At 55.8% G+C, this 24,112-nt stretch carries 22 protein-coding genes; 13 read left to right on the forward strand and 9 right to left on the reverse strand.

Annotated elements, in window-relative coordinates; all coding sequences use genetic code 11:
• Window positions 1–198: 198 nt before the first annotated feature.
• The 4 genes from G7064_RS04945 to G7064_RS04960 all read left to right on the forward strand — a co-directional run bounded on the left by G7064_RS04945 (window position 199) and on the right by G7064_RS04960 (window position 5,718).
• Entirely contained in the window at window positions 199–1,617 is a 1,419-nt protein-coding gene (locus G7064_RS04945) for a glycoside hydrolase family 125 protein (protein ID WP_166072708.1), read from the forward strand.
• 192 nt (window positions 1,618–1,809) lie between these two features.
• Entirely contained in the window at window positions 1,810–2,832 is a 1,023-nt protein-coding gene (locus tag G7064_RS04950; protein WP_166072709.1) for a glycoside hydrolase family 43 protein, read from the forward strand.
• A gap of 68 nt (window positions 2,833–2,900) precedes the next feature.
• On the forward strand, window positions 2,901–5,195 hold the full coding sequence (locus tag G7064_RS04955) for a GH92 family glycosyl hydrolase (protein WP_166072710.1): 2,295 nt from the start codon (window positions 2,901–2,903) through the stop codon (window positions 5,193–5,195).
• Window positions 5,196–5,229: 34 nt separating this feature from the next.
• Complete coding sequence (locus G7064_RS04960; protein WP_166072711.1) at window positions 5,230–5,718, forward strand: hypothetical protein; 489 nt, start codon at window positions 5,230–5,232, stop codon at window positions 5,716–5,718.
• A 364-nt stretch (window positions 5,719–6,082) separates the two neighbouring features.
• On the opposite strand, the gene G7064_RS04965 is transcribed toward G7064_RS04960, so the two are convergent.
• A complete protein-coding gene (locus G7064_RS04965; RefSeq protein ID WP_166072712.1) occupies window positions 6,083–6,337 on the reverse strand; it encodes a hypothetical protein in 255 nt (84 codons plus the stop codon).
• Between the two features lie 132 nt (window positions 6,338–6,469).
• Between G7064_RS04965 and G7064_RS04970 the strand changes: the two genes are divergently transcribed.
• Window positions 6,470–6,766 (forward strand): hypothetical protein, encoded by a 297-nt coding sequence (locus G7064_RS04970; RefSeq protein WP_133272305.1) that lies wholly within the window; start codon window positions 6,470–6,472, stop codon window positions 6,764–6,766.
• 74 nt (window positions 6,767–6,840) lie between these two features.
• Entirely contained in the window at window positions 6,841–8,115 is a 1,275-nt protein-coding gene (locus tag G7064_RS04975; protein ID WP_166072713.1) for a cellulase family glycosylhydrolase, read from the forward strand.
• Between the two features lie 327 nt (window positions 8,116–8,442).
• Here the strand turns inward: G7064_RS04975 and G7064_RS04980 are convergent, their stop codons facing one another.
• The 4 genes from G7064_RS04980 to G7064_RS04990 form a co-directional block, all read right to left on the reverse strand.
• Window positions 8,443–11,838: a DEAD/DEAH box helicase gene (locus G7064_RS04980; RefSeq protein ID WP_166072714.1), complete on the reverse strand. Its 3,396-nt coding sequence runs from the start codon at window positions 11,836–11,838 to the stop codon at window positions 8,443–8,445.
• 83 nt (window positions 11,839–11,921) lie between these two features.
• A complete protein-coding gene (locus G7064_RS04985; RefSeq protein WP_240935742.1) occupies window positions 11,922–13,289 on the reverse strand; it encodes a protein adenylyltransferase SelO in 1,368 nt (455 codons plus the stop codon).
• 41 nt (window positions 13,290–13,330) lie between these two features.
• Entirely contained in the window at window positions 13,331–13,519 is a 189-nt protein-coding gene (locus G7064_RS22225; protein WP_240935743.1) for a hypothetical protein, read from the reverse strand.
• Between the two features lie 239 nt (window positions 13,520–13,758).
• Window positions 13,759–15,573, reverse strand: coding sequence for a peptidase (locus G7064_RS04990; RefSeq protein ID WP_166072715.1), 1,815 nt, complete (start codon window positions 15,571–15,573; stop codon window positions 13,759–13,761).
• Window positions 15,574–15,950: 377 nt separating this feature from the next.
• On the opposite strand from G7064_RS04990, the gene G7064_RS04995 reads away from it, so the two are divergent.
• The 3 genes from G7064_RS04995 to G7064_RS05005 all read left to right on the forward strand — a co-directional run bounded on the left by G7064_RS04995 (window position 15,951) and on the right by G7064_RS05005 (window position 18,186).
• Window positions 15,951–16,271: a hypothetical protein gene (locus G7064_RS04995; RefSeq protein ID WP_166072716.1), complete on the forward strand. Its 321-nt coding sequence runs from the start codon at window positions 15,951–15,953 to the stop codon at window positions 16,269–16,271.
• Window positions 16,272–16,342: 71 nt separating this feature from the next.
• Window positions 16,343–17,092: a ThuA domain-containing protein gene (locus tag G7064_RS05000; RefSeq protein WP_133272300.1), complete on the forward strand. Its 750-nt coding sequence runs from the start codon at window positions 16,343–16,345 to the stop codon at window positions 17,090–17,092.
• Window positions 17,093–17,175: 83 nt separating this feature from the next.
• Window positions 17,176–18,186: an SDR family oxidoreductase gene (locus G7064_RS05005; protein ID WP_166072718.1), complete on the forward strand. Its 1,011-nt coding sequence runs from the start codon at window positions 17,176–17,178 to the stop codon at window positions 18,184–18,186.
• A gap of 20 nt (window positions 18,187–18,206) precedes the next feature.
• On the opposite strand, the gene G7064_RS05010 is transcribed toward G7064_RS05005, so the two are convergent.
• Window positions 18,207–19,019: a GNAT family N-acetyltransferase gene (locus G7064_RS05010; protein ID WP_166072719.1), complete on the reverse strand. Its 813-nt coding sequence runs from the start codon at window positions 19,017–19,019 to the stop codon at window positions 18,207–18,209.
• Between the two features lie 161 nt (window positions 19,020–19,180).
• Entirely contained in the window at window positions 19,181–19,462 is a 282-nt protein-coding gene (locus G7064_RS05015) for a hypothetical protein (protein ID WP_166072720.1), read from the reverse strand.
• Window positions 19,463–19,703: 241 nt separating this feature from the next.
• Between G7064_RS05015 and G7064_RS05020 the strand changes: the two genes are divergently transcribed.
• The 4 genes from G7064_RS05020 to G7064_RS05035 all read left to right on the forward strand — a co-directional run bounded on the left by G7064_RS05020 (window position 19,704) and on the right by G7064_RS05035 (window position 22,830).
• The gene (locus tag G7064_RS05020; RefSeq protein WP_166072721.1) at window positions 19,704–20,660 is read left to right on the forward strand and encodes a helix-turn-helix transcriptional regulator; all 957 of its coding nucleotides are present in this window, start codon (window positions 19,704–19,706) and stop codon (window positions 20,658–20,660) included.
• 82 nt (window positions 20,661–20,742) lie between these two features.
• The gene (locus tag G7064_RS05025; protein WP_166072722.1) at window positions 20,743–21,264 is read left to right on the forward strand and encodes a GreA/GreB family elongation factor; all 522 of its coding nucleotides are present in this window, start codon (window positions 20,743–20,745) and stop codon (window positions 21,262–21,264) included.
• An 89-nt stretch (window positions 21,265–21,353) separates the two neighbouring features.
• Window positions 21,354–21,611 carry a hypothetical protein gene (locus G7064_RS05030; RefSeq protein ID WP_133272294.1) on the forward strand — a complete coding sequence of 86 codons (258 nt, stop codon included), beginning with the start codon at window positions 21,354–21,356 and terminating at the stop codon, window positions 21,609–21,611.
• A 127-nt stretch (window positions 21,612–21,738) separates the two neighbouring features.
• Window positions 21,739–22,830: an AI-2E family transporter gene (locus G7064_RS05035; RefSeq protein ID WP_166072723.1), complete on the forward strand. Its 1,092-nt coding sequence runs from the start codon at window positions 21,739–21,741 to the stop codon at window positions 22,828–22,830.
• Between the two features lie 24 nt (window positions 22,831–22,854).
• Here the strand turns inward: G7064_RS05035 and G7064_RS05040 are convergent, their stop codons facing one another.
• Together G7064_RS05040 and G7064_RS05045 are read right to left on the reverse strand one after the other, a co-directional pair.
• Entirely contained in the window at window positions 22,855–23,559 is a 705-nt protein-coding gene (locus G7064_RS05040; protein ID WP_166072724.1) for a PD-(D/E)XK nuclease-like domain-containing protein, read from the reverse strand.
• A 150-nt stretch (window positions 23,560–23,709) separates the two neighbouring features.
• A complete protein-coding gene (locus G7064_RS05045; protein WP_166072725.1) occupies window positions 23,710–24,087 on the reverse strand; it encodes a cupredoxin domain-containing protein in 378 nt (125 codons plus the stop codon).
• Window positions 24,088–24,112 lie beyond the last annotated feature (25 nt).

Consider the following 24,112-nt stretch of genomic DNA (forward strand, 5'->3'; position numbering starts at 1 on the left):
CTTATGGCAGTTGAACGACTAGTATTACTACGACTCGTTTAAGGGTGAGAAGGTCCTTCCTTCGTCAGGATGACAACGAAACAACATCAGCACGTGAGATGCTTCGGCTCCGCTCTGCATGACCGCCTAGTCTTTAGAATAAATCACCTTAAGTACTCCCCCACGAAGCGACGCTTCCCGCCCACAATTCCCTTGTCTATGAACCGTAGAGCCTTTGTTCAGAGCTTCTCCCTGCTCACCGGCAGCGTATTCTTTCGGCACTACTCCTTCGCTGGTGGGGCGCTGGCCTTTCCGTTGGTGCGCCCGGCAGTGGCCCAGCGACGGTTTACCAGCCGCTCCGTGGAGGCGGCTATTGCCGAGTTTCAGAAGAAAGTGAAAGACCCGGAGTTAGGCTGGCTGTTTAATAACTGCTTTCCGAGCACACTCGATACCACCGTCACGCATACCAACCGCCAGGGTCGCCCCGATACCTACGTCATCACCGGCGACATCGACGCCATGTGGCTGCGTGACTCCTCGGCGCAGGTGTGGCCCTACCTTAATTTTATTGACAAGGATGCCGAGTTGCGGCAGCTGGTGGCAGGCGTCATCAACCGCCAGACCCGCTGCATCATCAAGGACCCCTACGCCAACGCTTTCTACGGCGACGATACCAAGGTGGGGGAATGGAAATCGGACCTGACCAAGATGCAGCCCGGCGTGCACGAGCGCAAGTGGGAAATCGACTCCCTGTGCTACCCCATTCGGCTGGCGTATCATTACTGGAAGAAAACCAATGACTCACTGCCCTTCGACGGGCAGTGGCAACAGGCCATCCGCGCCACCTTGCAAACGTTTCGGGAGCAGCAGCGCAAGACTGAACTGGGCCCCTACAAGTTTCAGCGCGAAACGGCCGTGGCTACTGATACGCAATCCATGAGCGGCTACGGCTACCCCGTGCGGCCGGTGGGCCTCATCTGCTCGGCCTTCCGCCCCTCCGACGACGCCACGCTCTATTCCTTCCTAGTACCCAGCAACTTCTTCGCCGTAGTCAGCCTGCGCCAGGCCCGCGAGATGATGACTAGCCTGGCGTATGACCATACAACCGCCGCGGAACTAAACGCGCTGGCCGATGAAGTAGAAATTGCTCTGCGCAAGTACGCCGTCGTCACTCACCCCGAGCACGGCAAGCTCTACGCCTACGAAGTGGATGGCTTCGGCAGTCACGTGCTCATGGACGACGCCAACGTGCCCAGCCTGCTGTCTTTGCCCTACCTCGGCGCCGTGCCCGCCACCGACGCCGTGTACCAGAATACCCGCAAGTTTTTGCTCTCGCAGGCCAACCCGTTTTTCTTTAAGGGTACAGCGGCCGGAGGCATCGGCGGCCCACACGTAGGCCAGGACATGATCTGGCCCATTGCTATCACGATGCGCGGCCTGACCAGCACCAACGACGCCGAAATCCGGGCTTGCGTGCAGAGTTTGAAGAGCACCCACGCCGGCACGGGCTACATGCACGAGTCGTTTCACAAAGACAATCCCGCCAAGTTTACCCGCGCCTGGTTTGCCTGGGCCAACACTATTTTTGGGGAATTCCTCTGGCAGGTGTACCAGCAAAAGCCGCAGCTCTTAGCCTAAAGCGCAGCTGGGGGCTTTTTCTTTCCTTACTAAGGCGGTCATGCCGAGCAGAGCGAAGCATCTCGCTCGCGGTAGTAAGGTTAGTACTCTCACTAAACACGCGAGATGCTTCGCTCTGCTCTGCATGACCAGCAATAGAGTGTTCTTTAAATTAATCTAGTCTGAGAATATCGCGTATCCCTCTCTCCTGCAATGAAAAAGCTTCTTACACTAGCGATTGTGCTTAGCTTGGCCGCGCCCACCGCGTTTGCGCAATCTGCCACGCCCGCCCCTAAAGCCAAAGTTGCGCCCAAAACTAAAGCGGCTTTGGCGCGTGCTGGCAACCCGGTGTTTCCCGGCTGGTACGCCGACCCGGAGGCTGTCATCTTCGATAACAAGTATTGGATTTACCCTACCTATTCGGCCCGCTACGAGCAGCAGGTACACCTGGATGCCTTCTCCTCGCCCGACCTGGTCACCTGGACCAAGCATCCGCGCATTGTCGACACTGCCGCCATTAAATGGGCCCGCAAAGCCATGTGGGCCCCATCTGTGATTAAAAAGGGCAGTAAATACTTCCTTTTCTTTAGCGCCAACGACGTGCACGAGGGCGAAATCGGCGGTATTGGTGTGGCCGTAGCCGACCGCCCGGAAGGCCCCTTCCGCGACCACCTGGGAAAGCCCCTGATCGGGCAGATCCACAATGGTGCTCAGCCCATTGATCAATTTGTGTTTCAGGATACGGACGGCGCCTACTACATCATTTACGGCGGCTGGTCGCACTGCAATATTGCGCGGCTGAAGGATGACTTCACAGGCTTCGTGCCCTTCCCCGATGGCACTGTGTACAAAGAAATTACCCCCCAGGGCTACGTAGAAGGTCCTTTCATGTTCCGCAAGGACGGCAAGTACTACTTCATGTGGTCGGAGGGCGGCTGGACCGGTCCCGACTACTCAGTGGCCTACGCCGTGGCCGACTCGCCCCTGGGCCCGTTCGAGCGTGTGGGCCGAATCCTGCAACAAGACCCGCAGGTAGCCACCGGGGCCGGGCATCACTCCGTCATTCAGGTGCCGGGCCAGGATGAGTGGTATATCGTTTACCACCGCCGCCCGCTGGGCGACACCGGCCGGGATCACCGCGTCACCTGCATCGACCGCCTGTATTTCGACGCTCAAGGCCGTATCCAACCCGTGAAGATTACTACCGCAGGTGTAGAAGCGCGGAAGTTGAAATAAGGGCAAATGCCTGCTTTGCGCCCCTTGCTTACCTTCCAGCATATTTGCCCCCCGCCACGAATAACTACATGAAACTTCCGCTTCTCGCCGCGTTCCTCCTCGCATTCCTTCCAACCCTCGCCCAAAAGCCTAAGCCCACCGAAAACCTGGTGCAGTATGCTAAGCCGCTGGTGGGCACAGCCAAGATGGGGCATACGTTTCCGGGGGCTACGGTGCCCTTTGGCATGGTGCAGCTCTCGCCCGATACCGACACGCTGAGCTACGAGCAGAACGGCAAGTACAACCCCGATGTGTACAAGTACTGTGCGGGCTACCAATACGCCGACAAAACCATCGTCGGCTTCTCTCACACTCACTTCAGCGGCACCGGCCACTCCGACCTCGGCGACTTTCTGGTGATGCCCACCACCGGGCCATTACAGCTCAACCCCGGCACGGCCGACAAGCCCCAGAGTGGCTACCGCTCCGCCTACTCGCACCAGACGGAGGTGGCTGAGCCCGCCTACTACAAAGTGAAGCTTGAAGACCATAACATCCTGGCCGAAATGACGGCCACCAACCGCGTAGGCTTCCACCAGTACACCTTTCCCCAGTCCGATCAGGCCCATATTATTCTGGATATGATGGCGGGCATTTACAATTACCCCGATAAAAACGTCTGGACGTTTGTGCGGGTGGAAAACGATTCGCTCGTGACCGGCTACCGCCAAACCAACGGCTGGGCCCGCACCCGCACGCTGTATTTTGCCCTCCAGTTTTCCAAGCCCTTCCAGCAGTACGGCCACCGCAATTACTCCCCCAAACAGGTGTACCGCGGCTTCTGGGGTCGGTTTGACCAGACTAAAAACTTCCCCGAACTAGCCGGCGAGCAGTTGCGCCTTTACTTCGATTTTCAGACCAAGGCTAACGAGAAGATTAAGCTCAAAATGGCCATTTCACCGGTGAGCACGGCCGGGGCCTTGCAAAATCTGCGTGCTGAAGCGCCAGGCTGGGACTTCGAGCAGGTGAAGCGCCAAGGGCAGCAGCAGTGGCAGCAGGAGCTGAGTCGCGTGACGATACAGTCGCCGAAGCGGGCGGACAAGGAGAACTTCTACACGGCGCTGTATCACACCTTTCTCAGCCCCACCACTTATCAGGACACCGACGGCCAGTACCGCGGCCTCGACCAGAACACGCATAAGGCGGAGGGCTTCACCAACTATTCTACTTTCTCGCTCTGGGATACCTACCGGGCCTTGCACCCACTGTTCAACCTCTTGCAGCCCAAGCGCAACGCGGATATGGTACAGTCGATGCTGGCCCATTTCAATCAAAGTGCGGAGCACATGCTGCCCGTCTGGAGCCACCACGCCAATGAAAACTGGTGCATGATCGGCTACCACAGCGTGCCCGTGATTGCCGATGCTATCGTGAAGGGCAATGCGCCCTTTGATGCCAATAAAGCCCTCGATGCCTGCGTAACCACCGCCCGCCAGCAGTGGTATGACGGGATTGGTGACTACCTGCGCCTGGGCTACGTGCCGGAAGACAAGCGTGGCTCTTCCGTCTCAAAAACCCTGGAATACGCCTACGACGATTGGTGCATTGCCCAAGCCGCGCAGAAGCTGGGTCGTCAGGATATCTACCAAGAGTTCAGCAAGCGGGCCCAAAACTGGCAGAACGTGTATGACAAGCGCATCGGCTTCATGCGCCCCCGTCTCAGCGACGGCAGCTTCCGCAAAGAGTTCGACGTGCTCAGCACCCACAACCAAGGCTTTATTGAGGGCAACGCTTGGAACTATAGTCTTTATGTACCCCAGGATCCGGCGGCGCTAATTCAGCTTATGGGGGGCAATTCTCGCTTCGTACCCCACCTTGATTCGCTATTCACGATGGACTTGCCGGATAAATTCTTTGCCGAAACCGAAGACATCACCCGTGAGGGTATCATCGGTAACTACGTGCACGGCAACGAGCCCGCCCACCACGCCGCCTACCTCTACAACTGGACCGATCAGCCCTGGAAAACCCAAGCTCGTGTGCGAATGATTCTGCCCAAAATGTACCGCCCCACCCCCGACGGCCTCGGCGGCAACGACGACTGCGGACAGATGAGCGCCTGGTACATCTTCAGCGCCCTGGGCTTCTACCCCGTCGCGCCCGCCTCCCCCGACTACGCCCTGGGCAGCCCGGCCATACATGGCGCGACCATCAACTTAGAAAACGGTAAGACCTTCACCATCAGCGTTAAAAACCAGAGCGACAAGAATGTATACGTGAAGGAAGCGCGGCTAAACGGGCAAAAGCTTACGCGGCCGTTTCTACCGCATCAGGATATTATGAATGGCGGCGAGCTGACGTTCGTGATGGCCGCGCGGCCGTAAAGTCAAGTTCTAGCAAAAAATCACGGATTTATTAATGCAGGTTCCGACAGACGACATTGATTTTATGCTAACCCTTAACCCCCACGGGTGGAGTACTTGTCTCGTTTTTGTACAGGGGAAAGTGTATGAGCTATATATCACCCATGTTTTCGGTGATCCTTATTACGATTTCATACATGCATTAGAACTCCTAATGACTGGACAGAATAGTGTAAGTTTTTTCTGGTATGATGAGCCAGGAGGCAACCAAATCGAAATAGTAAGGCTGAGTTCGGAAAAGCACAAAGCATTCGTTAGGATTCAAGGGTTCAGCGAAAGTTTTGGCGATGAAATAAAGAACCTCGAAGAGCTAGTAAGCTTTGAAATCAACGTCAATGCTCTTTTAACTATAGCCTACTTACAGCTAAGAAAAACGTTCTTATTGCTCAAAGTGAGAAGTTTTGCTAAAGAGAGAGATAGTATATTTCCTTTTGCAAAGTTTGTGGAGTTTGAGAAGCTTATTTCAAAGCAACTAAATCTATAGATATTTGACTGCCTCCCCTACTGGCGCGAGTTTAGAGAAGCGTAACTCGTGATCAGTCATTAAGTGGAGGTTGCACCTCCACTGCCGCCAAGCGGCAAGTAGCACTACGCCTTACTTAGCACACAGGACTCAGCTTTTATTTTGCGTGTCATGCTGAGCTTGCCGAAGCATCTCTACTGGTTAGTAACCTCAACGAAGCGGTAGAGATGCTTCGGCAAGCTCAGCATGACACAACCTAATTTTTACCGTTTCTCTTCAATGGCCAGGATCCGCGAAACCTGACCCAATCAAACCTTACAAAAAGCCCCACCCCCGACCATAAAAGGCCAGAAGTGGGGCTTTTGTGAAACATGCGGCGGAGCGCCTACAGATTCGGGTTGAAGTTGGACACGTTGGTATTAGACGCATTTGTGCCCTTGTTCTTATTGCGATTATAGAGGTACGCGGCGCCGGCTGCCAGCAATGCTCCGGTGGCCAGTTTGCGCCCAACGCCTCCAGAACGGCCGACGTTACCATATGTGCCAGTAGCAGGGTTTACGCCCCCTCTACCACCGCCAAACAGGCCTGAAATTAGGCCGCCTAGTGTGCCGCTTGAGCGGCTAGAACCAAATATGCTCATGATTGACAAGGGAAATGGTGTAGGGTATATAACGCAGATTGAGCCGACAGGGTTGACGTGGCCAACGGTTGAGCCACGCCGTATAACTGCCTAGCAAATTCCGCCCCTTCTCACCTTTCAGACACCCGCATTATGGACCCAAAAACGCCCCCCAAGCAGCCTAATCCGGCTGATAACACGCTACCCACCAAGGGCACCTCCGATACGCAGAGCGCCGACACTCAAACCGTCACCAATCAGCCACGCCCCGATAGCGCCCCCACTGACGCCCCACCGGCAACGGCAGATGCTGAGGATACGACGTCCGCTTCAGAAAGCGAATCCGCGACGGACACTCCTACCGACCCCACGGCGGCGGGTACCCAGTCTGACATGGGCGGTGACTCTGACCCCAGCGCCAGCAACACCAGCAACGACGAGCCGCTGTAGAAGCTTCTGCATAATCGGATGTATAGTGGCCGGATCTAGCTAGTTTTAACCAAACAAAAAGCCCCCCAGAACCTATGAAGCTCCTCTCCTGCCTTTTTCTCCTCACCTTCACCGCGTCGGTCTATGCCCAAACTGAGCCAGTGAAAGTGGAAGTCAAACAAGCCAATGGCCGCTATGAGCTGCTGCGCGGGGGGAAGCCGTACTTTATCAATGGGGCCGGTGGGGGGCAATTTCCGGAGCGCATCAAGGCGTACGGGGGCAATTCTATTCGCACCTGGAGCACCAACAACGCCGATAAAGTACTGGCCGAGGCCAACAAAAATGGCCTCACCGTTATGCTGGGGCTCGATGTGGCCCGCGAACGGCACGGCTTCGATTACAACAACCCCCAGGCCGTGGCAGAGCAGCTCCAGAAGCTGCGCGCTGAGGTAGTGAAATACAAGGACAACCCGGCCGTGTTATTCTGGGGCATCGGCAACGAACTTAACCTGGAGTACACCAACCCAAAGGTCTGGGATGCCGTGCAGCAGATTGCCCAGATGATTCACGAAGTAGACCCCAACCACCCCACCAGCACCGTGCTAGCCGGCCACAATCAGAAGGAAGTCGATTACATTAAAGCCAAGTGCCCGGCTGTGGATATTCTCAGCATCAACACTTACGCTGGGCTGGCCGCTATTCCGCAGCAGGTGCGCACCACCGGCTGGACCGGCCCCTACGTGGTAGCCGAGTGGGGACCAACCGGTCACTGGGAAAGCCCGGTTACGCCCTGGAAAGCTTCGGTAGAAGAAACCAGCAGCCAGAAAGCCGCCGTGTACCAAAGCCGCTACGAAGCCTCCGTAGCCAAGGATAAAACCCAGTGCCTGGGCACTTACGTGTTTTTGTGGGGCCAGAAGCAGGAGCGCACGCCTACTTGGTACGGTATCTTCACCGAGGACGGCAAGGAATCGGAAGTGGTAGATGTGATGCAGTATCTGTGGAGCGGGAAGTGGCCCCAGAATCGGGCGCCGCACCTGGGGGGCTTTTTGCTGGATGGCAAGAAGTCTACCGACAACATCTACCTGCAAGCCGGCCAAAGCTACCCCGTCGTGGCTACCGTCACCGACCCTAACAAAGACCCACTCACCTACCGCTACGAGCTGCTCCCCGAAAGCACCGACCTTAAATCCGGCGGCGACCGGGAGAGCCGACCTGTTGCCATTCCCGGCCTGATTCCGACTGACGCAAAAGCCCAAACCAAGCTCACTGCCCCCACCAAGGAAGGCGCTTACCGCTTATTTGTGTACGCCGATGATGGCCACGATAACGTAGCCACGGCGAACATTCCGTTTTATGTGAAGGGGAAGTAGAGTTGTTTACAAGCCACGGAAACAAGTACTATTCAATCTTAAGACCGTCATGCAGAGGCGTAGCCGAAGCATCTCGCGTGCTGATGTGCGAAAATTACTAACCTACTTGCTTTAGAAACTACTGATTAAAACTAGTCAAATCTCATTTGTCATCCTGAGCTTGCGAAGGACCTTCTCACACGAGAACAAATCGTTCAATTGGCATAAGGTCCTTCGCAAGCTCAGGATGACAGATTAGGAAGGCAACGACTACTTGGGAAAGCAAACGACCGCACACGAGAGGCTTCGCTGGTGCTCTGCATGACGGTCTTAAGGTTAGAAAGTACCTCAACTAAATAGCTCCAGCAGTTCCTGTTTTGTTAGAGATTTAACTAACGCTGTGTCGGTTTTGATTAGCTCGTAGGCCAGCTCGCGCTTAGCCTCTTGCAGCTTCATGATTTTCTCCTCGATGGTATCGGGGCAGATGAGGCGCACGGCCACCACTTTTTTGGTTTGGCCGATGCGGTGGCTGCGGTCGATGGCTTGGTTTTCTACGGCCGGGTTCCACCAGGGGTCAACGAGGTAGACGTAGTCAGCTTCGGTCAGATTCAGGCCGGTGCCGCCAGCTTTTAGGCTGATGAGGAAGACGCGCACGGTTTCGTCTTCCTGAAACGAGGTGACGGCGGCGGCGCGGTTACGGGTTTGGCCGGTGAGGTATTGGTAGGTAATGTTGCGCTGGTCGAGTTCCTGCCGAATCAGGTTGAGCATGCCTACAAACTGCGAGAAGATCAGGATTTTGTGCTGGGGGGCTTTTGTGTTGATTTCCTCCACCAACACCTCCAGCTTAGCCGACGCCGAGCCGTAGTATTCCTGTTCGCGCAGCAAGGCCGGCGCATTACAAATCTGGCGCAATTTGGTGAGGCCCTGCAAAATATGCAGGCTGCTTTTGCCGGGTGTTTCTTCGTGCAGCCCCATCAGCTTCGCCCGATACTCTTGCTTGCAGGCCTCATACACCCGCCGCTGCTCAGCGCCCATCTCGCAGTAAAGCACCATTTCCGTTTTGTCGGGCAGCTCGGCGGCTACTTGGGCCTTGGTGCGGCGCAGCACGAAGGGGTTTATTTTGCGTTGGAGCGCTCGCGCCCGTTTTGCGTCTTTGAACTTGTCGATGGGCGCGGCATACAAGTCTTGGAAGTGCTGCCGACTGCCCAGCAGGCCGGGGCAAGCGAAGGAAAGCTGCCCGTACAGGTCGTAAGTGTTGTTCTCAACGGGCGTGCCGGTCAGGACCACGCGGTTGCGTGATTGTAGCAAACAAGCAGCTCGGTAGCGCTGCGAATCCGGATTTTTGATGGCCTGAGCTTCATCCAGAAATACGTAGTTGAAACGATATTCCTTCAGCCACCGAATATCCGACACAACGGTATTGTAGGTCGTCAGCACGATGTCACAGGCATCAAACTCGCGGGTGTGCAGGCCACGGTCGGCGCCGTGCAGGATGTGGACACGTAGTGAGGGCGCAAACTTTTCTACCTCCGCCAGCCAGTTGAACACCAGCGAGGTCGGCACCACGACCAAATTAGCACCTGGGGCGCTTTTTTCGCGTTGCAGCAGGATAAAGGCCAGCACTTGCAGGGTTTTGCCGAGGCCCATATCATCGGCTAGGCAGCCGCCGAAGTTGAAGGTATCGAGGAAGTTCAGCCAGTTAAGGCCCTGGTGCTGATAGTCGCGCAGGGTAGCGTGCAAGTCGGGGGGCAAATCGACAGCCTTGATGCCAGCAAAGTCAGCCACGGCGGCTTTGTAGCGCGCTAATTGGTTTTGGGCATTGGGCAGCAGCACCTCTGGTTCATACAGTTCCTCAAGGGTAGCAAAGCTGATGCTGGGCATCCGAATCCGGTCCTCGACCATCTCGCCCGCCGCGAAATAGCTCGCAAACTTCTCGACCCATTCCTGGGGCAAAATGCCGCGGGTGCCATCGTCAAGCTGCACGTAGCGGCTCTTGTTGCGAATGGCTTTGTGCAGATTGCGCATAGACGCCTCTTGCTTACCAAAGCGCACCCGCAGCACGGTATCAAACCAGTTATTTTCGCCCGTCACGCGCACCGTTACATGGGCTTTGTTGGGATTGTATGTGTTGCTCTTAAGCTGATTAAAACCCAGAATGGTGATGCCTAAGTTGCGCCAGTCCTCAAAAGCATCCAGAAACCATTCTTCCTGCAAAAACTGGCTTTTCGGCACGTACAGGCTCTCATGATTGACCTGCTCCTGAAAGTCGGGATAATGGCGCAGCAGAGCCGCCAAGAAGCTATTTTCCGCCGCCGCATCCCGCGCTAGGACAAAGGCTCGGCCCAGCTCATCGGTAGCATGCAACTGCCGCCGCGACAGGATTGATACCTCCGTGGGTCCGTAGCGCATCACGGGCAGCAGCTCCACGTACCCACCAGCATCGGAGAGGTACAGCAGTAGCTCTGGCGCCTCATTAAAGCCGCTTTCCACCAACTGCTTCGGCGTAGCGGGCCGCATATAGCCGTAGGTGATGTGCAGACGGTTTTCCAAGTTAGCCAGCACGTCGCGCTGAAACTCGCCGAACTTCGATTGGTGAATGAGCAGGGTATTATTGCGCTTTTGAAAAAACTCCACCACCCGCCATACATCCAAATCGTCGAGCAAGTACAAAGCCCCATGCACGGCTACAAAATACTCGTACTGAATAGATAGGCCTTTCAGATCGAAGGGCTGATCGTGAAGCCACAGCTTACCACTGACCCGATAATAATCGCCCTGCTGCTCCACCAGTATGCGCAAGTCCAGTTTGGTGTGCCGCAGTTTCACCGGCGTAACAGACTGGGCCGTGATATTGTCAGAAACACTGGTGTTGTGCGCATACACCGGCAGGCCAGCGGGGTTCTGCACCACCGCTCGCAAGGCACTGATAGCGGCACTTGTGCGGGTGTCTTCGTAGTTGCGCTGAAAGTGAGAAATAGCGGTGTAAAACTTGACTTCGTCGGGGTGCTGAAGCTGCCAGATTCCATCCAGCGGGTTTATGACATTCACCGGGTTTTTGACCTTGCCCGTGGTAGTCATTGCCGCCTCCGCCAAGTAAATAGTCAGGTGTCCGTAGAAGCGGTGCTTGCTCAGAACAAGCAACTGTTGGCTGGGGGGCAAATCTGCCGCTGGCCCTCGTTTCGCAGGGAGCAGCTGTGTTATTAATTCCTGCTTGGTAGCAGCCGTAACGGCATATAGATCAGGTCGCCGAGGTACTGCGACAACTGATGATGGACGGCTGTAAATCAACTCAAAATGAGCATCTAGATCATCCGCCTGCTCTAAGCCATAGTCGCGGGCCAGGGTGCGCAGGAAGGCATAGCGCGCCGGTTTATCAAAAAACAGGCGAAGCTCTTTGCGCTGCACAATGCTGAGCATCACTAGCGCTTGATGCTCGCACAAGCTTGTTTTTGGAATAGTACAGGCGCAAGACACTACCAAGTCTGGTCCGTTTTGCTGCACTACTACCGTTGGAAACCGCAACTCGCTGGCTGCATGCGCTACGCTAGTAAAAGTGCCACTATCCAGCACCAGCGTTTCGGGCTGAATAGCTGCCAACATGCGGCTGTCCACAGGCGGCAGCCCCACGCAATGCAGCCCGACAATTGTACTCGTCAGCTCGGTTACAGTTATAGCCGGCAGCACATACTTGTGCGGATGCGGTCCGGCCGCCGATAGCAAATGCGATTCCTCAGATTTTAACATGCAGTAAGCAGCACAAAGCGCGCTGACGGAGGCTACCTAGCAAAGGTAACTTCCATCAGCGCGCTTTTGATCTTGACCATTTCCTAAGAGCTACACGACAACGTTGCACACCCAGCCTTGGTCCGTGCCCAGTCGGGGCGTTTGGCGGCTAGTTCATCGTGCTCCGGCTGCTCGGCAAACGGTGTTTTAAGTACTTCCATCAGCCGGTTTAGCACCGATAAATCACCGGTTTCGGCGGCTTCGATGGCTTGCTGCGCTAGGTAATTGCGCAATACGTACTTCGGGTTGGCACTGAGCATGCTTTCGCGAATAGACGCTGGATCGGCAGGCTCTTGACGGAGCCGGTCGGTATAACGCTGCAGCCATTGAGTCAACAGCTGCTCGCCTTCGGGCGACGTGCCGTATGATGCAGCTTGAAGTAGCTCCTGGAATAACGCATCCTGGTTTTCTGGGCTTGAAATCAAAGCCGGTGCAGCTTGCGAAAGGCGGCGGAAGAATATCGTCATGTCCACTTGCGACTCGGCGAGGGCTTCGAGCAGCGCTTCAATTAAGGCCTGATCATCTGACGCTTGAGTCCTAAGACCCAGCTTGCGCATCATCATGGCGTGGCGGGTTTCGGCCAAAGTTTTGGTGTACTGATCGAGGCTTTCACGCAGCGCTTCCGGCTCTTTTACCAGCGGCACAATGGCCCGCGCCAGTTGGTACAGATTCCAAAGCGCCACCTGGGGCTGCTGGCCGAAGGCATAGCGGCGGCTACTGAAATCGGTGGTGTTCGGCGTCCAATCAAGGTCATACGGCTCCAACCAGCCGTAGGGGCCGTAGTCGATGGTGAGGCCGAGAATGGACATATTATCGGTGTTCATCACTCCGTGCACAAAGCCCACCGACATCCAGTGCGCAATCATGACGGCCGTGCGTCGACATACTTCCTCAAACCAGCGCATGTACACTTCCGGCGAAGGGGCACCTAGCTCGGGATAGAAATGTTGAATTACATAATCGGCGAGGGCGCGCAGGTTGTCCATCTCGCCCGCCACGGCCATCATTTGGAAGTTGCCGAAGCGAATAAACGTAGGCGCCACTCGCGCTACCACAGCGCCCGGCTCATCCTGCGGATTGCCGTTGTAGAACATATCGCGCACCACCGTATCGCCGGTTCCTACCAAGCTGAGTGCCCGCGTGGTGGGCACGCCGAGATAATACATGGCTTCGGAGCACAAGAACTCCCGCAGCGAAGAGCGCAGCACAGCGCGACCATCGGCGCGGCGAGAGTACGGCGTAGGGCCAGCGCCTTTCAGCTGAATTTCCCACGTCGAATCATTGGTAGCCTTAAGCTCGCCTAAGGAAATGGCCCGCCCGTCGCCGAGCTGACCCGCCCAGTGGCCAAACTGGTGTCCGCCGTAACGGGCCGCAAATGGCTTCATGCTATCCGTGACGAGGTTGCCGGCCAAGGCATCTACGGCAGGGCCGCGCTCAGCTGGGCGGGCGATGCCTAAAAAGCCCCCAGATCATCGGACCAAGCCAACAGATGCGGGTCGCGGACGGGTGTGGGCTCAATGCGCGAGTAATGGTAGCCAGGTACTTGGCGCGGGTTTTTATTGCGAGATGCTTCACCGCGCAGCTCCTCCACAAAGGAGTTCTGAAAATCGGCTTGATCTAATTGCTGCGTATTTAAGGACATATCTATTCGTTATAACGGTCAGCCGAAGCATGCCGCCTTTCACCTATTGCTGATGTACTGAATACGATGAACACACAGGATACGCTACTCATTCAGCCCAATGCGCATTATTACTGTGTTTAGTCGTTCACCTGATGTAGCGTACTGTTTGTTAGATGATAAGCGTTTAAAACAGCAAAAAGCTCCAGCTGCTGAGGTAGCTGGAGCTTTTTTTCCTTATGCCCGACCAAAAAGAAGTCTTACAAATTCTTCATCCAGGCCTCGCGCAACGCTAGCTGAGCGGGCGTGGCAGCGGGGTTGGGCACAAAAGCGTAGCTTTTCACTTCGTCCGTAGCTGCGAGGCGCACGCGCACAATCTGCTCTTTGCCGTCCCGGCGAATGGTAAGAGGCAACTCGGTATTGGGAGTCCGCTCGCGCACCTTACTGATGACCGAGGCGAAGTTGCGCCGATCTACGAACGTGCCGTCGAGGCCCCCGATCTGGTCGCCTTCCCGAATGCCAGCCACTTTCATCGGAGCACTAGGCGCGGTTACATAAACATCATCTCCCTGAACTTGATAGGATGCTTGCCCGATAGTGGCGATCTGGCGGCCGGAGCGCAGGGCGCGGTCGTAGCGAATGCCCACTTTGGCGAAGTATTCCTGCAACGGCAGCGGCTCGGCCTTCTGAATGTAGCGGGCAAAGAAGTCGCCGATTTCGGGATAGGTGAGTTGGGTGAAATCCTGGAAGAAGTTCTTCTCGCTGATGGGCTTGTTGGGGCCGTATTTCTTGGCCAATTCCAGCAGCACTTCACGCAAGCCACGCTTGCCGCCGCTCAACTCCAACAGGCGCAAATCGAGCAAGGTGGCAGTAAGCGCACCGCGCTGATAAATGTTGCCGTACTGCTTCTGGCCCTCATCACCGAACGAGTTCAGACCCAGTTTGCTGAGGCTGTAAGTCGTATCGGCGCGGGTTTGGTTGTAGGCGACTTTGTCGTGGAGGGTTTCTAGGTAGTCATCGAGCGAGACGAGGCCGCCGCGCAGCTGCATGGTGTGAGAAGCCCACTCCGTAACGCCTTCATACAGCCACAGATGCTCCGAGCCAGTCGGATTTACGAAGTTGAACTGCTCGATAATTTCGGAGTGAATGTTCAGCGGCGTCACGATGTGGAAGAACTCGTGGGCAGCTATATCCACTACGTTTTGAGCACTTTCAGCATTGAGCGGCGTTTCGCGCAGCACGTACTCTGAGCTGTAAGAATGCTCCCAGGCACCGGCCGATTTATCGGCGAAATGATAGAGAAACGCATAGCGCTTCACTGGCAAATTGCCCCCCAGAAAGGCTTGGGCGGCATTCAGCATCTTTTGCATGTAGCCGAGTAGCGGTTGGGCCTGCACCTGATCGGTGGCGGAGTAGCAGTACAGCGCCACGTCGGCGTCGCCGAGCTTGGTGCTGGCTTCGGTGAGGCGACCCAGTAAAATGGGCGAATCAACGGCATGGTCGTAGTCATCGAGGCGGTAGTAGCCTTGGGCGTCGGGCACGAGCACGGTGCCTACTTTCCATTCCTTCGGATGCTCTAGCTTGAGGCGCAAAGGCTTGCCTTGCATATCCTCGGGGTAGCCCAAAATGGTCTGGCCGTTGAGCAGGGCGTGGTCAGCCTCCAATGACGAGCCGCACATGAGATAGATCGGGTGCTCCTCCACCTTCGTATCCCAGGTCTCGGCAATGGTGTAGCGGATTTCGCGCGTTTTTTTAGGGTTGTCGAGCTGCCACTGATTGGTAGAAAGCTTTTTGGTCCCCAGTGGTTTGCCCTTGGCATCGAATGCCTCAAACTTGCTCACAAAGCGCCCCATATCCATCACCTGGTAGGTGCCGGGCGCGGTGGCCGCAAACTGGTAGATATCCTGCGACTTCTTGAGCTTGGGCAGCTGAAGCTTCACCTGAAACTCGTTGCTGTTGGCCGCCGGGTCCATCGTGACGGTATACGTCAGTTCTTTAACGGTTTGGGCCTGAAGGGCGGGAGCGATTGTGGCCAGCAAGGCCGCCAGGGCGGCAGTGCGAAAGAATGAATGCATGCTAGGGGTGGAATAAGAAAAGGAAACGAACCAAACGAAGGTAGCGAGAAAGCTATTGACGCGGTTTTGCGTAAGAGAGACGCACCCTACTCTTTAACTAAGAAAAGTGCGTACTAGCTGCCTAACAACTTCCATAAATTAGTTTCTGCTAGGCTGTTTTAACCTTATTTAAAATAGAATATCGAGCCCTATACCTTTTTGTAGAATACTAGCGTTCAGCCTTATAAATACCTATATACCCTAATAGAAAGCTATTTATGAAACGGACTTTATGTAGTGGGGCAATCATAGTTTCACTATCATTTGCGGCGCTTCCCTCCGTCGCACAAACAACGATTCCTACGCCAGTTATTGGAGCAATCGTTACCCAGCCCCAAATGGCGCAGGCCGACACCGTACAAGCCGTTCGTCGGCTTTTTCAGGAACAACGACAGCACTCCCGACTTGCCGCCGTGTTTGGCGTGGGTTTTACAGCGTTTTGGTTTCCAGTAATGCTCAAAACGGACAGCACGCTACCCAGTCTGGCAACGACGGCGGTGACTAGCGCAGGCGGTGGATTTGCCGGGGGTAGTATTTACAACCTCATTCAGTACAGCCAAAAACGTGAACAGAAGCTGCTGCTAAGTTGGCAGACAGGCCAGCCTCTTCCAGCGTTGATTAGGGGACAATTGACGGCTAAATACTTTACATCAAAGTAGTTTCTCTAGTCGGTTTGACACAATTAATGGCTTGCTGCACTTTCAATTCTTTTCCTCTCTACTTCCATCCTATGAAAAGCCTACAGCTCCTACTATTCCTGGTTTGTGGAAGCTTATTGGGCTGCTCTGCTTCAGCCACCAATTCTACGCCATTGGCCACGCCGACGCCCGCTATTTTGGTGTTTTATAAAACCGCTGGCTTCAAGCACGAATCTATTCCCGTGGGGCGGGCGGCCATTCAGAAATTGGGGCAGGAAAACGGGATAAAAGTAGATACGACGGTAAACGCTAGCGCCTTCACCGTTGACAATCTAAAGCAGTACGACGCCGTGGTGTTTCTGAGTACCACGCAAGACGTGCTCAACGATGCACAGCAGGCGGCCTTTGAACAATATATCCGCTCCGGCAAAGGCTTTGTGGGCATTCATGCTGCTACTGATACCGAGTATGGCTGGCCTTGGTACAACCGACTAGTGGGGGCCTATTTTAGCAGTCATCCGGCCATTCAGCCAGCTATTATTCGGGTAACCAACAAGACGCATAGCGCCACGTCTTTCCTGCCCGATGCCTGGCCGCGCACCGATGAGTGGTATAACTTCAAGAACATTCAGCCCACCATTACGGTGCTAGCGACGCTGGATGAGAGCAGCTACTCCGGCGGCACCAACGGAGCCACGCACCCCATAGCTTGGCACCATGAATTCGACGGTGGCCGGGCTTTTTATACGGCTGGCGGCCACACCAATGAGAGTTACCAAGAGCCGCTGTTTCTGCGCCATCTTCTGGGGGGCATTCAGTATGCCATAGGCAAGCGAAAGTAGGCCTCGGGGCAACAACCTGAACTATAACTACTGCTTAAGCGGGCCGTTAGATTTAGCATACTTCCCTCCTATCGTATCAAGTTATGAGCAAGCGTAATCTACGCGGCGCCACGGTGGTTATCACGGGCGCCTCCAGCGGTATTGGCCGGGCTGCGGCCCTCACATTTGCCCGCCACGGCGCTAAGCTCGTGCTGGCGGCCCGGCGCGCTGAGGTGCTGGCTGAAGTAGCCGCCGAATGCGAACGACTTGGAGGCGCGGCCCTCCCCGTACCCACGGATGTGACCGATGCGCAAGCCGTAGCTCAGCTGGCGGAAGCCGCTGCCGCCTTTGGGGGGCAAATTGACGTCTGGATAAACAACGTGGGAACAGGCGCGGTCGGCGAATTCGACAAAACCCCGCTAGAGGCACACGAGCAAGTGTTGCGTGTCAACTTGCTGGGGAATCTGTACGGGGCGTATGCCGTGTTGCCTTACTTTCGGCGGCAGCAGCATGGAGTGCTCATCTTTATGAACTCCTTGGGAGGCTGGGTGCCCATGCCGTACACGGTGGCTTATATCACTAGTAAGTTTGGGCTGCGCGGCATGGCCGAAGCGCTCCGCACCGAGCTGCTCGACTCGCCTGATATCCATGTTTGCAGCGTGTATCCGGCGTTTGTGGATACGCCCGGCTTTCAGCACGGCGCCAATTATTCGGGGAAAGTGGTAAAACCTGTGTCGCCCATATTTGCCCCCCAGTTGGTCGCCGATACGCTGGTGGCTCTAGCTCAGCGGCCCCGGCCCAACGTGATGGTGGGCTGGTCGGGCCGGGTAATGCGGGTGTTCCGGGCGGTGGCGCCGGGCGTCACGCAGTGGTCTATGCTGCGCTTTTTCAAGATTGCGCAGCGCCGTGCCGATCCGGCGCCAGTTAGCGAAGGCAGCATATTTGCCCCCCAGCCGGCTCCACGCGGCACCGAAATTACGGGCGGGCACCGTGGCTACTCGAACTCATCTGGCAGCAAAGCCTGGTTGGGTGCGGCACTTGTAGCAGGCGTGGCGGCTTGTATTTATGCCTGGCAGCGCCGCACGCACAGCGGGGAAAGAGAAGAAAGTGACTAAGGAAGACGACAGATTGGGACTTACGCCAACTGCCATTTGATGCGGGTATACGCAATACGAAACCCTTGCTTTTCGGCATTGCGTTGCGACTGACTACCTGGCAATGCGCCCATCATGGCGAGGCTGCAACCCTGCTCAGCAGCGTAGCTCAAACGCGCATCCAACAATGCCTGCTGGGCCCCTTGGCGCCGACCTTCGGGTACGGTACTGGCACCCGCTAACAAGGCTACGCCATCGTGAAGAAATAAACCGCCAGCCGCAATTGGGTGGCCATCCAGCTCCGCGAGGAAAGGGCTGGCGCCCGGGGTTTGCGCGCTAATCTGGCCGAACTCCAGAAGGAAATCTGCCATGTCGGGATGCTCCGTGTGCCACCCACGAGCCGAGGTGCGGGCCCACAAATCCTTCTCCTCAGCCTCTACCAAGCGAGTTGTGAGGCGCGAGTTTGGAGGGGCAGTTTCTCTATCGGTAAGCGCAAGCGGTTGATATAATACGCTTGTAAACTCCAGAGGCTGGTACCCGCGCCGAGTGAGCAAAGGCAGTAAGCCAGCGTCGGCCAGAGGACTAACCTCATGGTATACAGGCGCATTGCGCTGCTTGAAAAATGCTTCTAAAGCACTCAGATCAGCATCCTCAACTTCTCCAAACAAGCCTAACCCGAACGTTTGGGTTAGAAAGGACTCCGCGCCATCGTACATAGCATAGGCGCCGGCTACCTCTATCCATTGCGCCTGACTCTCGGGAAATAATCGGGCGCGGGCTTCCACGAATTGAGCATTGGCGCTAGCCTCGGTCCGTTCTAGCCGTTGCGCCAACTGGCGGTCTGAGAAAAGCATAGCTGTTTATTGAATTCACTAAAAATGCTTGCCTAAAGCTAATGCTTAATATCAAGTTTGCGCTTGGGTTTAAGTTCTTGCCTTCTAATTGATTAGCAAGACAATTTGGACACGATTCTCATATTGTATTTACCAAAAAGCCCCCCTTTATCTACAATCGTTCACTCGGGCAGCACCTCAATCTGCACTCCAAACCCGCGCACTATCGCGGCAACTTGCTCCCACAATGCCGGCTCACCATATGGGCTTTGCACCCGTAGCACCCGGTCGCAGTCGTCCAGATCGAAGGTGGCTTTGAGGCTTATAAACCGAGTGTGGAGCGCCCGGATAATAGTGTTAGCCAAGAGAGGAGAGCTGACGTTGGTTTGAAAAACCTCTACCGATGGCAGCGGACATGAGTCGACAAAAAGCTGGCGGACGGAGCATGCTAACATTTTTTGCATTGGCGTAGCGTTAACAGTGAAAAAGGCGACTTCCATAATGATAACCCCTTGTTTTGATGGTGTAAAGAACGACGCAGCAAGTGACAGCCCTATGTCAGTAGGCATAGAGATATTTAGCTATTTCTTTCCTTTTAGCTAAATTTTTTAGTTATTGCAGGGCATATGTTAGGAGCGCAGCTGTGCATAGTGAGCTGCCCTTAAGTGGTGAGATTTTAGGCCCAACTGCTTTGCTTTTCGACTCATGAACCGCTTCGACCGCATCACGGCCATTTTGATTCAGCTGCAAGCTAAGCGCAGTGTGAAAGGCCAAGATTTGGCGGAGCGGTTTGACGTGAGTTTGCGCACCGTGTACCGCGACTTGCGCACCCTCGAAGAAGCAGGCGTACCACTCTGCGGGGAGCCCGGAGTGGGCTATTCACTGGCCGAGGGCTACCGACTACCTCCGGTCATGTTTACGCGAGAGGAAGCTACGGCCCTGAGCACGGCTGAAAAACTGGTGTCGCAGCTTACCGACGCGCACACTGCCCAGCTCAGCCACGCGGCCATGGACAAGCTGCGAGCCGTGCTGCGTCGCCCCGACCGTGACTACCTGGAGGCGCTTAGTCCGCGCATTACGGTGCTCCAGCCCCGCGCGGCGCGAACCCCAATTTTGCCCCCCACAACGAACACGCATCAGCTTTTGCTCACCAGCATTGCCCAACAGCTGGTGGTGCGCCTCGACTACCGCGCCGGGTACAACGGCGTGGCTACGCAGCGCGATGTGGAGCCCATAGGCTTGTACTTTGGGCAATACTGGCACGTGGTAGCATTCTGCCGATTGCGCCAAGAGTTCCGGAATTTTCGCCTCGACCGCATTGCCGCCCTGCACCTGTGCGACGAGCATTTTGCCCCCCGCCCCGATACGTTGCAATCGTACTGGCAGGAGCAGGCGCAACGGCGGCAGGCCCAGGCGATGGTCGTGCGCTTTGCGCCGGAAGCCATGGGTTACGTACAAGAAAACAAACATTATTTCTACTGGACCCACGAGCAGCTCCAGGCGGATGGCTGGCGGGAAATGACGTTTCTGGTGGAGTGTTTGGACAATCTGGCCCGCTGGCTACTCGTGTTTACAACGCATGTCACAATTGTGTCGCCGCCGGAGCTGAAGCAGCGAATGCGGGAGCTGGCCGAAGAGGCGCACCAACATTTTTGCGCATAGGGTTTAAGTACTACAAAGCCTGGTATTTGCCCCCCAGCTCAGGTTTCGCAACTCCCACTCCGGGGCTGCGTTAGCAACTAGCATGAGCCGAGCATTTACCAAAGAAGACGACGCCCAGCAGCCGCCTATAATTCCGCCCCGCGCCGCCCTGCCACCCGATACGCCCAACTATGTGACGCCCCACGGCTTGGAGCTACTCCGCGTCGAGCTGACAAAGTTGGAAGCGGAACGCGCCCAAGCCGAGGCCAACCGCGACAACGACGCCGACCGCACCCGCCTGCTTAGCCTGTTCAATGGCCGCCTCAGCGACCTCAGCGCCCGTATTGCCAGCGCCAAAGTGGTAGACCCTCGCCAGCAGCCCGCTGATGAAGTGCGCTTTGGCGGGACCGTTGCGCTGCGAACCGTGAGCGGCGGCAAATCCGGCTTTATGCGAAAGTTTACGCTGGTTGGAGTAGATGAAGCCTCTATCGCGGAAGGCAAAATCGCCTTTGTGGCGCCTATTGCCAAGGCCGTACAGGGGGCAAAGCTGGGCCAACGCGTCACGCTGCACCTCGGGCCGAAAGAGGAAGTAGTGGAAGTAGCTGCCATTACGTACGAAGTCTGATTATTAGCCCCAAGCGAAGCTCGGCATAACGCGTAGACCGTAGATGCAGTAAGCATATTAGTTTGTCTTTCCCCTTTTAAATCAATGCTATGGCTATTCCTACACCCAACGTCAATCCGAACCAGCTGGTCCGCTATATTCTGCAAATTGATGCCATGCGGGACACCGAAAGCATTGGGCAGGTGCGCCAGCTGCTCACCGGCCTCAAGCTGCTCGTAGACCGGATAGAGCCCGGCGAAGTGGAAGTTGCCGTCACCCACCCCGATTCGCCCGGCCAGGATGATATTCGCGAAGCATTGCTAAAGGCCGGCATTTCGGTGCAGAACATCACGGCCCAAACGGGCTAGCATGCACAGGCGCTGCTGGGGGGCAAATTCAACCAGTTGACTCCGATAAAACGCTGCCAGCCGGGCAACGTATTGAGGGCGTGCTGCTCCCTGCGGGCGTCCTCTCCCTGCCACTAATTCCTATTGCATGCGAAGCATTTCTCTGGTCCGTGTCAATGGTTTGCTACTACTTGCCTTGCTGGCGTTGGCCCTGCTTTATTACGGCCGATTATTCCTGATTCCGGTGGCATTTGGCATTGTGCTGGCCATGCTGCTGGCGCCGGTTAGTAGGCGGCTGGAAAGCTGGGGGCTGGGGCGCGGACTTGCTTCTTTCGTTTGCCTTGTGCTGCTGTTGCTGGTTATTGGGGCCATGGGCTGGGCCATTGGCGAGCAGGCCGCCAATATTTCCGAGCAGCTACCCCAAATTCAGGCTAAGCTACAGGAGCTTTTAGGTCAGGGTCAGCAGTTGATTCAACGCGAGTTTGGCGTCACGCCAAAAGCTCAGATTCAGTTTGTACAGGAGCAGATCAGCAAGATTGCGCAGTCGGCTAACCGTTACCTAACTACTTCCCTCAAAGGCATTTTTGTGTTGCTGGGGGGCTTTGTGCTGGTGCTGTTGTACTTGTTTTTCCTACTGTGGCAGCGCAGTAAGTTCCGGGAGTTTTTGCTGCGACTGGCGCCCGTCGAAAACCGCTCCGAATATGCCCGGATGCTACACCAGATCCGCCAAGTGTCGGGCCAGTACCTAGTGGGCCGTATGATTTCCGTTATTTTTCTGGCGGTGTTCTACGCCATCGGTTTTTCCATCATCGGTTTGCAGAATGCCGTGCTGCTGGGCCTCATTGCGGCTTTTCCCACCATCATTCCGTACGTGGGCGCGTTCATTGGGGGGCTTTTTCCGTTGATAATGGCCTTAGTTAGTGGCTCGTCCGGTCAGGTGTTGCCAACGGTCGGTATTATGGTGGCCGCGCAGGTCATCGACAATAATATCATTGAGCCACTGGTGATGGGGGCCAATTTGAACCTGAGCCCCATCTTTACTATCGTTGCCGTGGTGCTCGGCGAACTGATTTGGGGCGTACCGGGCATGATTCTGTTCGAGCCCCTCTTCGCCATCATCCGCATTATTTGTTCTCACGTGCCTGCCCTGCACCCGTACGCGTTTCTGCTGGAAGACGAGGTGGAAGAGCCGCAGTGGCTTCAGAAATTGAAGCACGCTTTCAGCCGGAATAAAACCTAATAGACAGGTTCGTTCAGCGCAGCTTTATTCTCCATTCAGCCCCTCGGTTATCTCGCGCACAGCTTCCGACAAATGGGCGGGCACCTCGGCTTTGGGCTGGAGCAAACGCAACAGGCGCAGGTATTTGGCCCGGCCATCCCCCAGCATCGTCCGCGATACTTCCACGGTGAAAATCTTGAATGGCTCCACTTTTTGCACCCCTACCAGCAGAAACCGGTCGGCGTGGAGGGCATCGAGGTAGAAGGCGGCTTGGCGGTCGTAGTCGTAGCCGGAGCATTGCCACAGGAAGTGGTCGTAGTCGCGGGCGTTGGTGGTTTTAAAGTCGATGATGGTGTAGCCACGGTCGGTTTCGGGCACTACAAGGTCGGCGCGCAGCTTACAGACGGTTTGAGTAGACGGCTCGGTGAAAATGCAGCTCGGCTCAGGCACGCCAGTGGCTAGCAGTTCCTTTACTTCGGGGTTAAGCTGCACGCCTTCTACCATCCACCACACCAGCGTATCGTTGATGCCGGGCAGGCCGGGCTCGTACAAAGTAGGCTCCAGCAAGGCCGTATGAAATGCGGTACCCAACCCTAAAGCGCCCGACATAGAAGCCGGCTTCTGGTAGCGGCCGTTCAGGGCATCGCGCAGCCGCGAGAGATCGGAGTTGGCAATGGCTGGCAGTGCACGGTAATCATCGTAGGGCAGGCGCAGCAGATCGGGGCGGCGGAAGGGGTCGGTTTCGGTCATGGCGTTGTAACAGCAGCATACGCAGGATAGCTCCAGCGTAGTTACTTAATTATGCGCCCGAAGGTCGAAAAAAAGCCCCCCAGCTTCGCAAATAACCTCAACCGAAAAACCCCAAAGTCGGGTATCAGACAATCCTGATTTAATAACCCATTACTTCACAACGAGTTGGCCGAGCAGCATGTGCATCCCGCAGGTAAACTCGAATGTGCCCGCCTGCCGGGGCAGCAGTTCCACGGCCGTCGTTTGGAAAGGCGCCAGCTCACGGCGAATCTGAAAATCGGGCAGCAGCAGTTCCTCGGAGCAGCTGTTGTCTTCGTCGCGGTAAAAGTTGAGCTGCACGGGCTTATCCTTTTCTACCTCAATTACATTCGGCGAATAGCCGCCCTTCACCATAATATCGACCTGCTGCACCCCGCTGCTCGAGGATACAGCCGTGGCTACTTGGTGCGGGGCCATAAAGAAGAACCAGCCGACGAAGCCAATGGAGGCCATGCCCCCAAGCAAAACAATGATTTCAGTTGTGTCCATGTTTTTCAAACAGTTTACTACAACC

Source organism: Hymenobacter sp. HDW8, assembly GCF_011305775.1.
Lineage (GTDB): Bacteria > Bacteroidota > Bacteroidia > Cytophagales > Hymenobacteraceae > Hymenobacter > Hymenobacter radiodurans.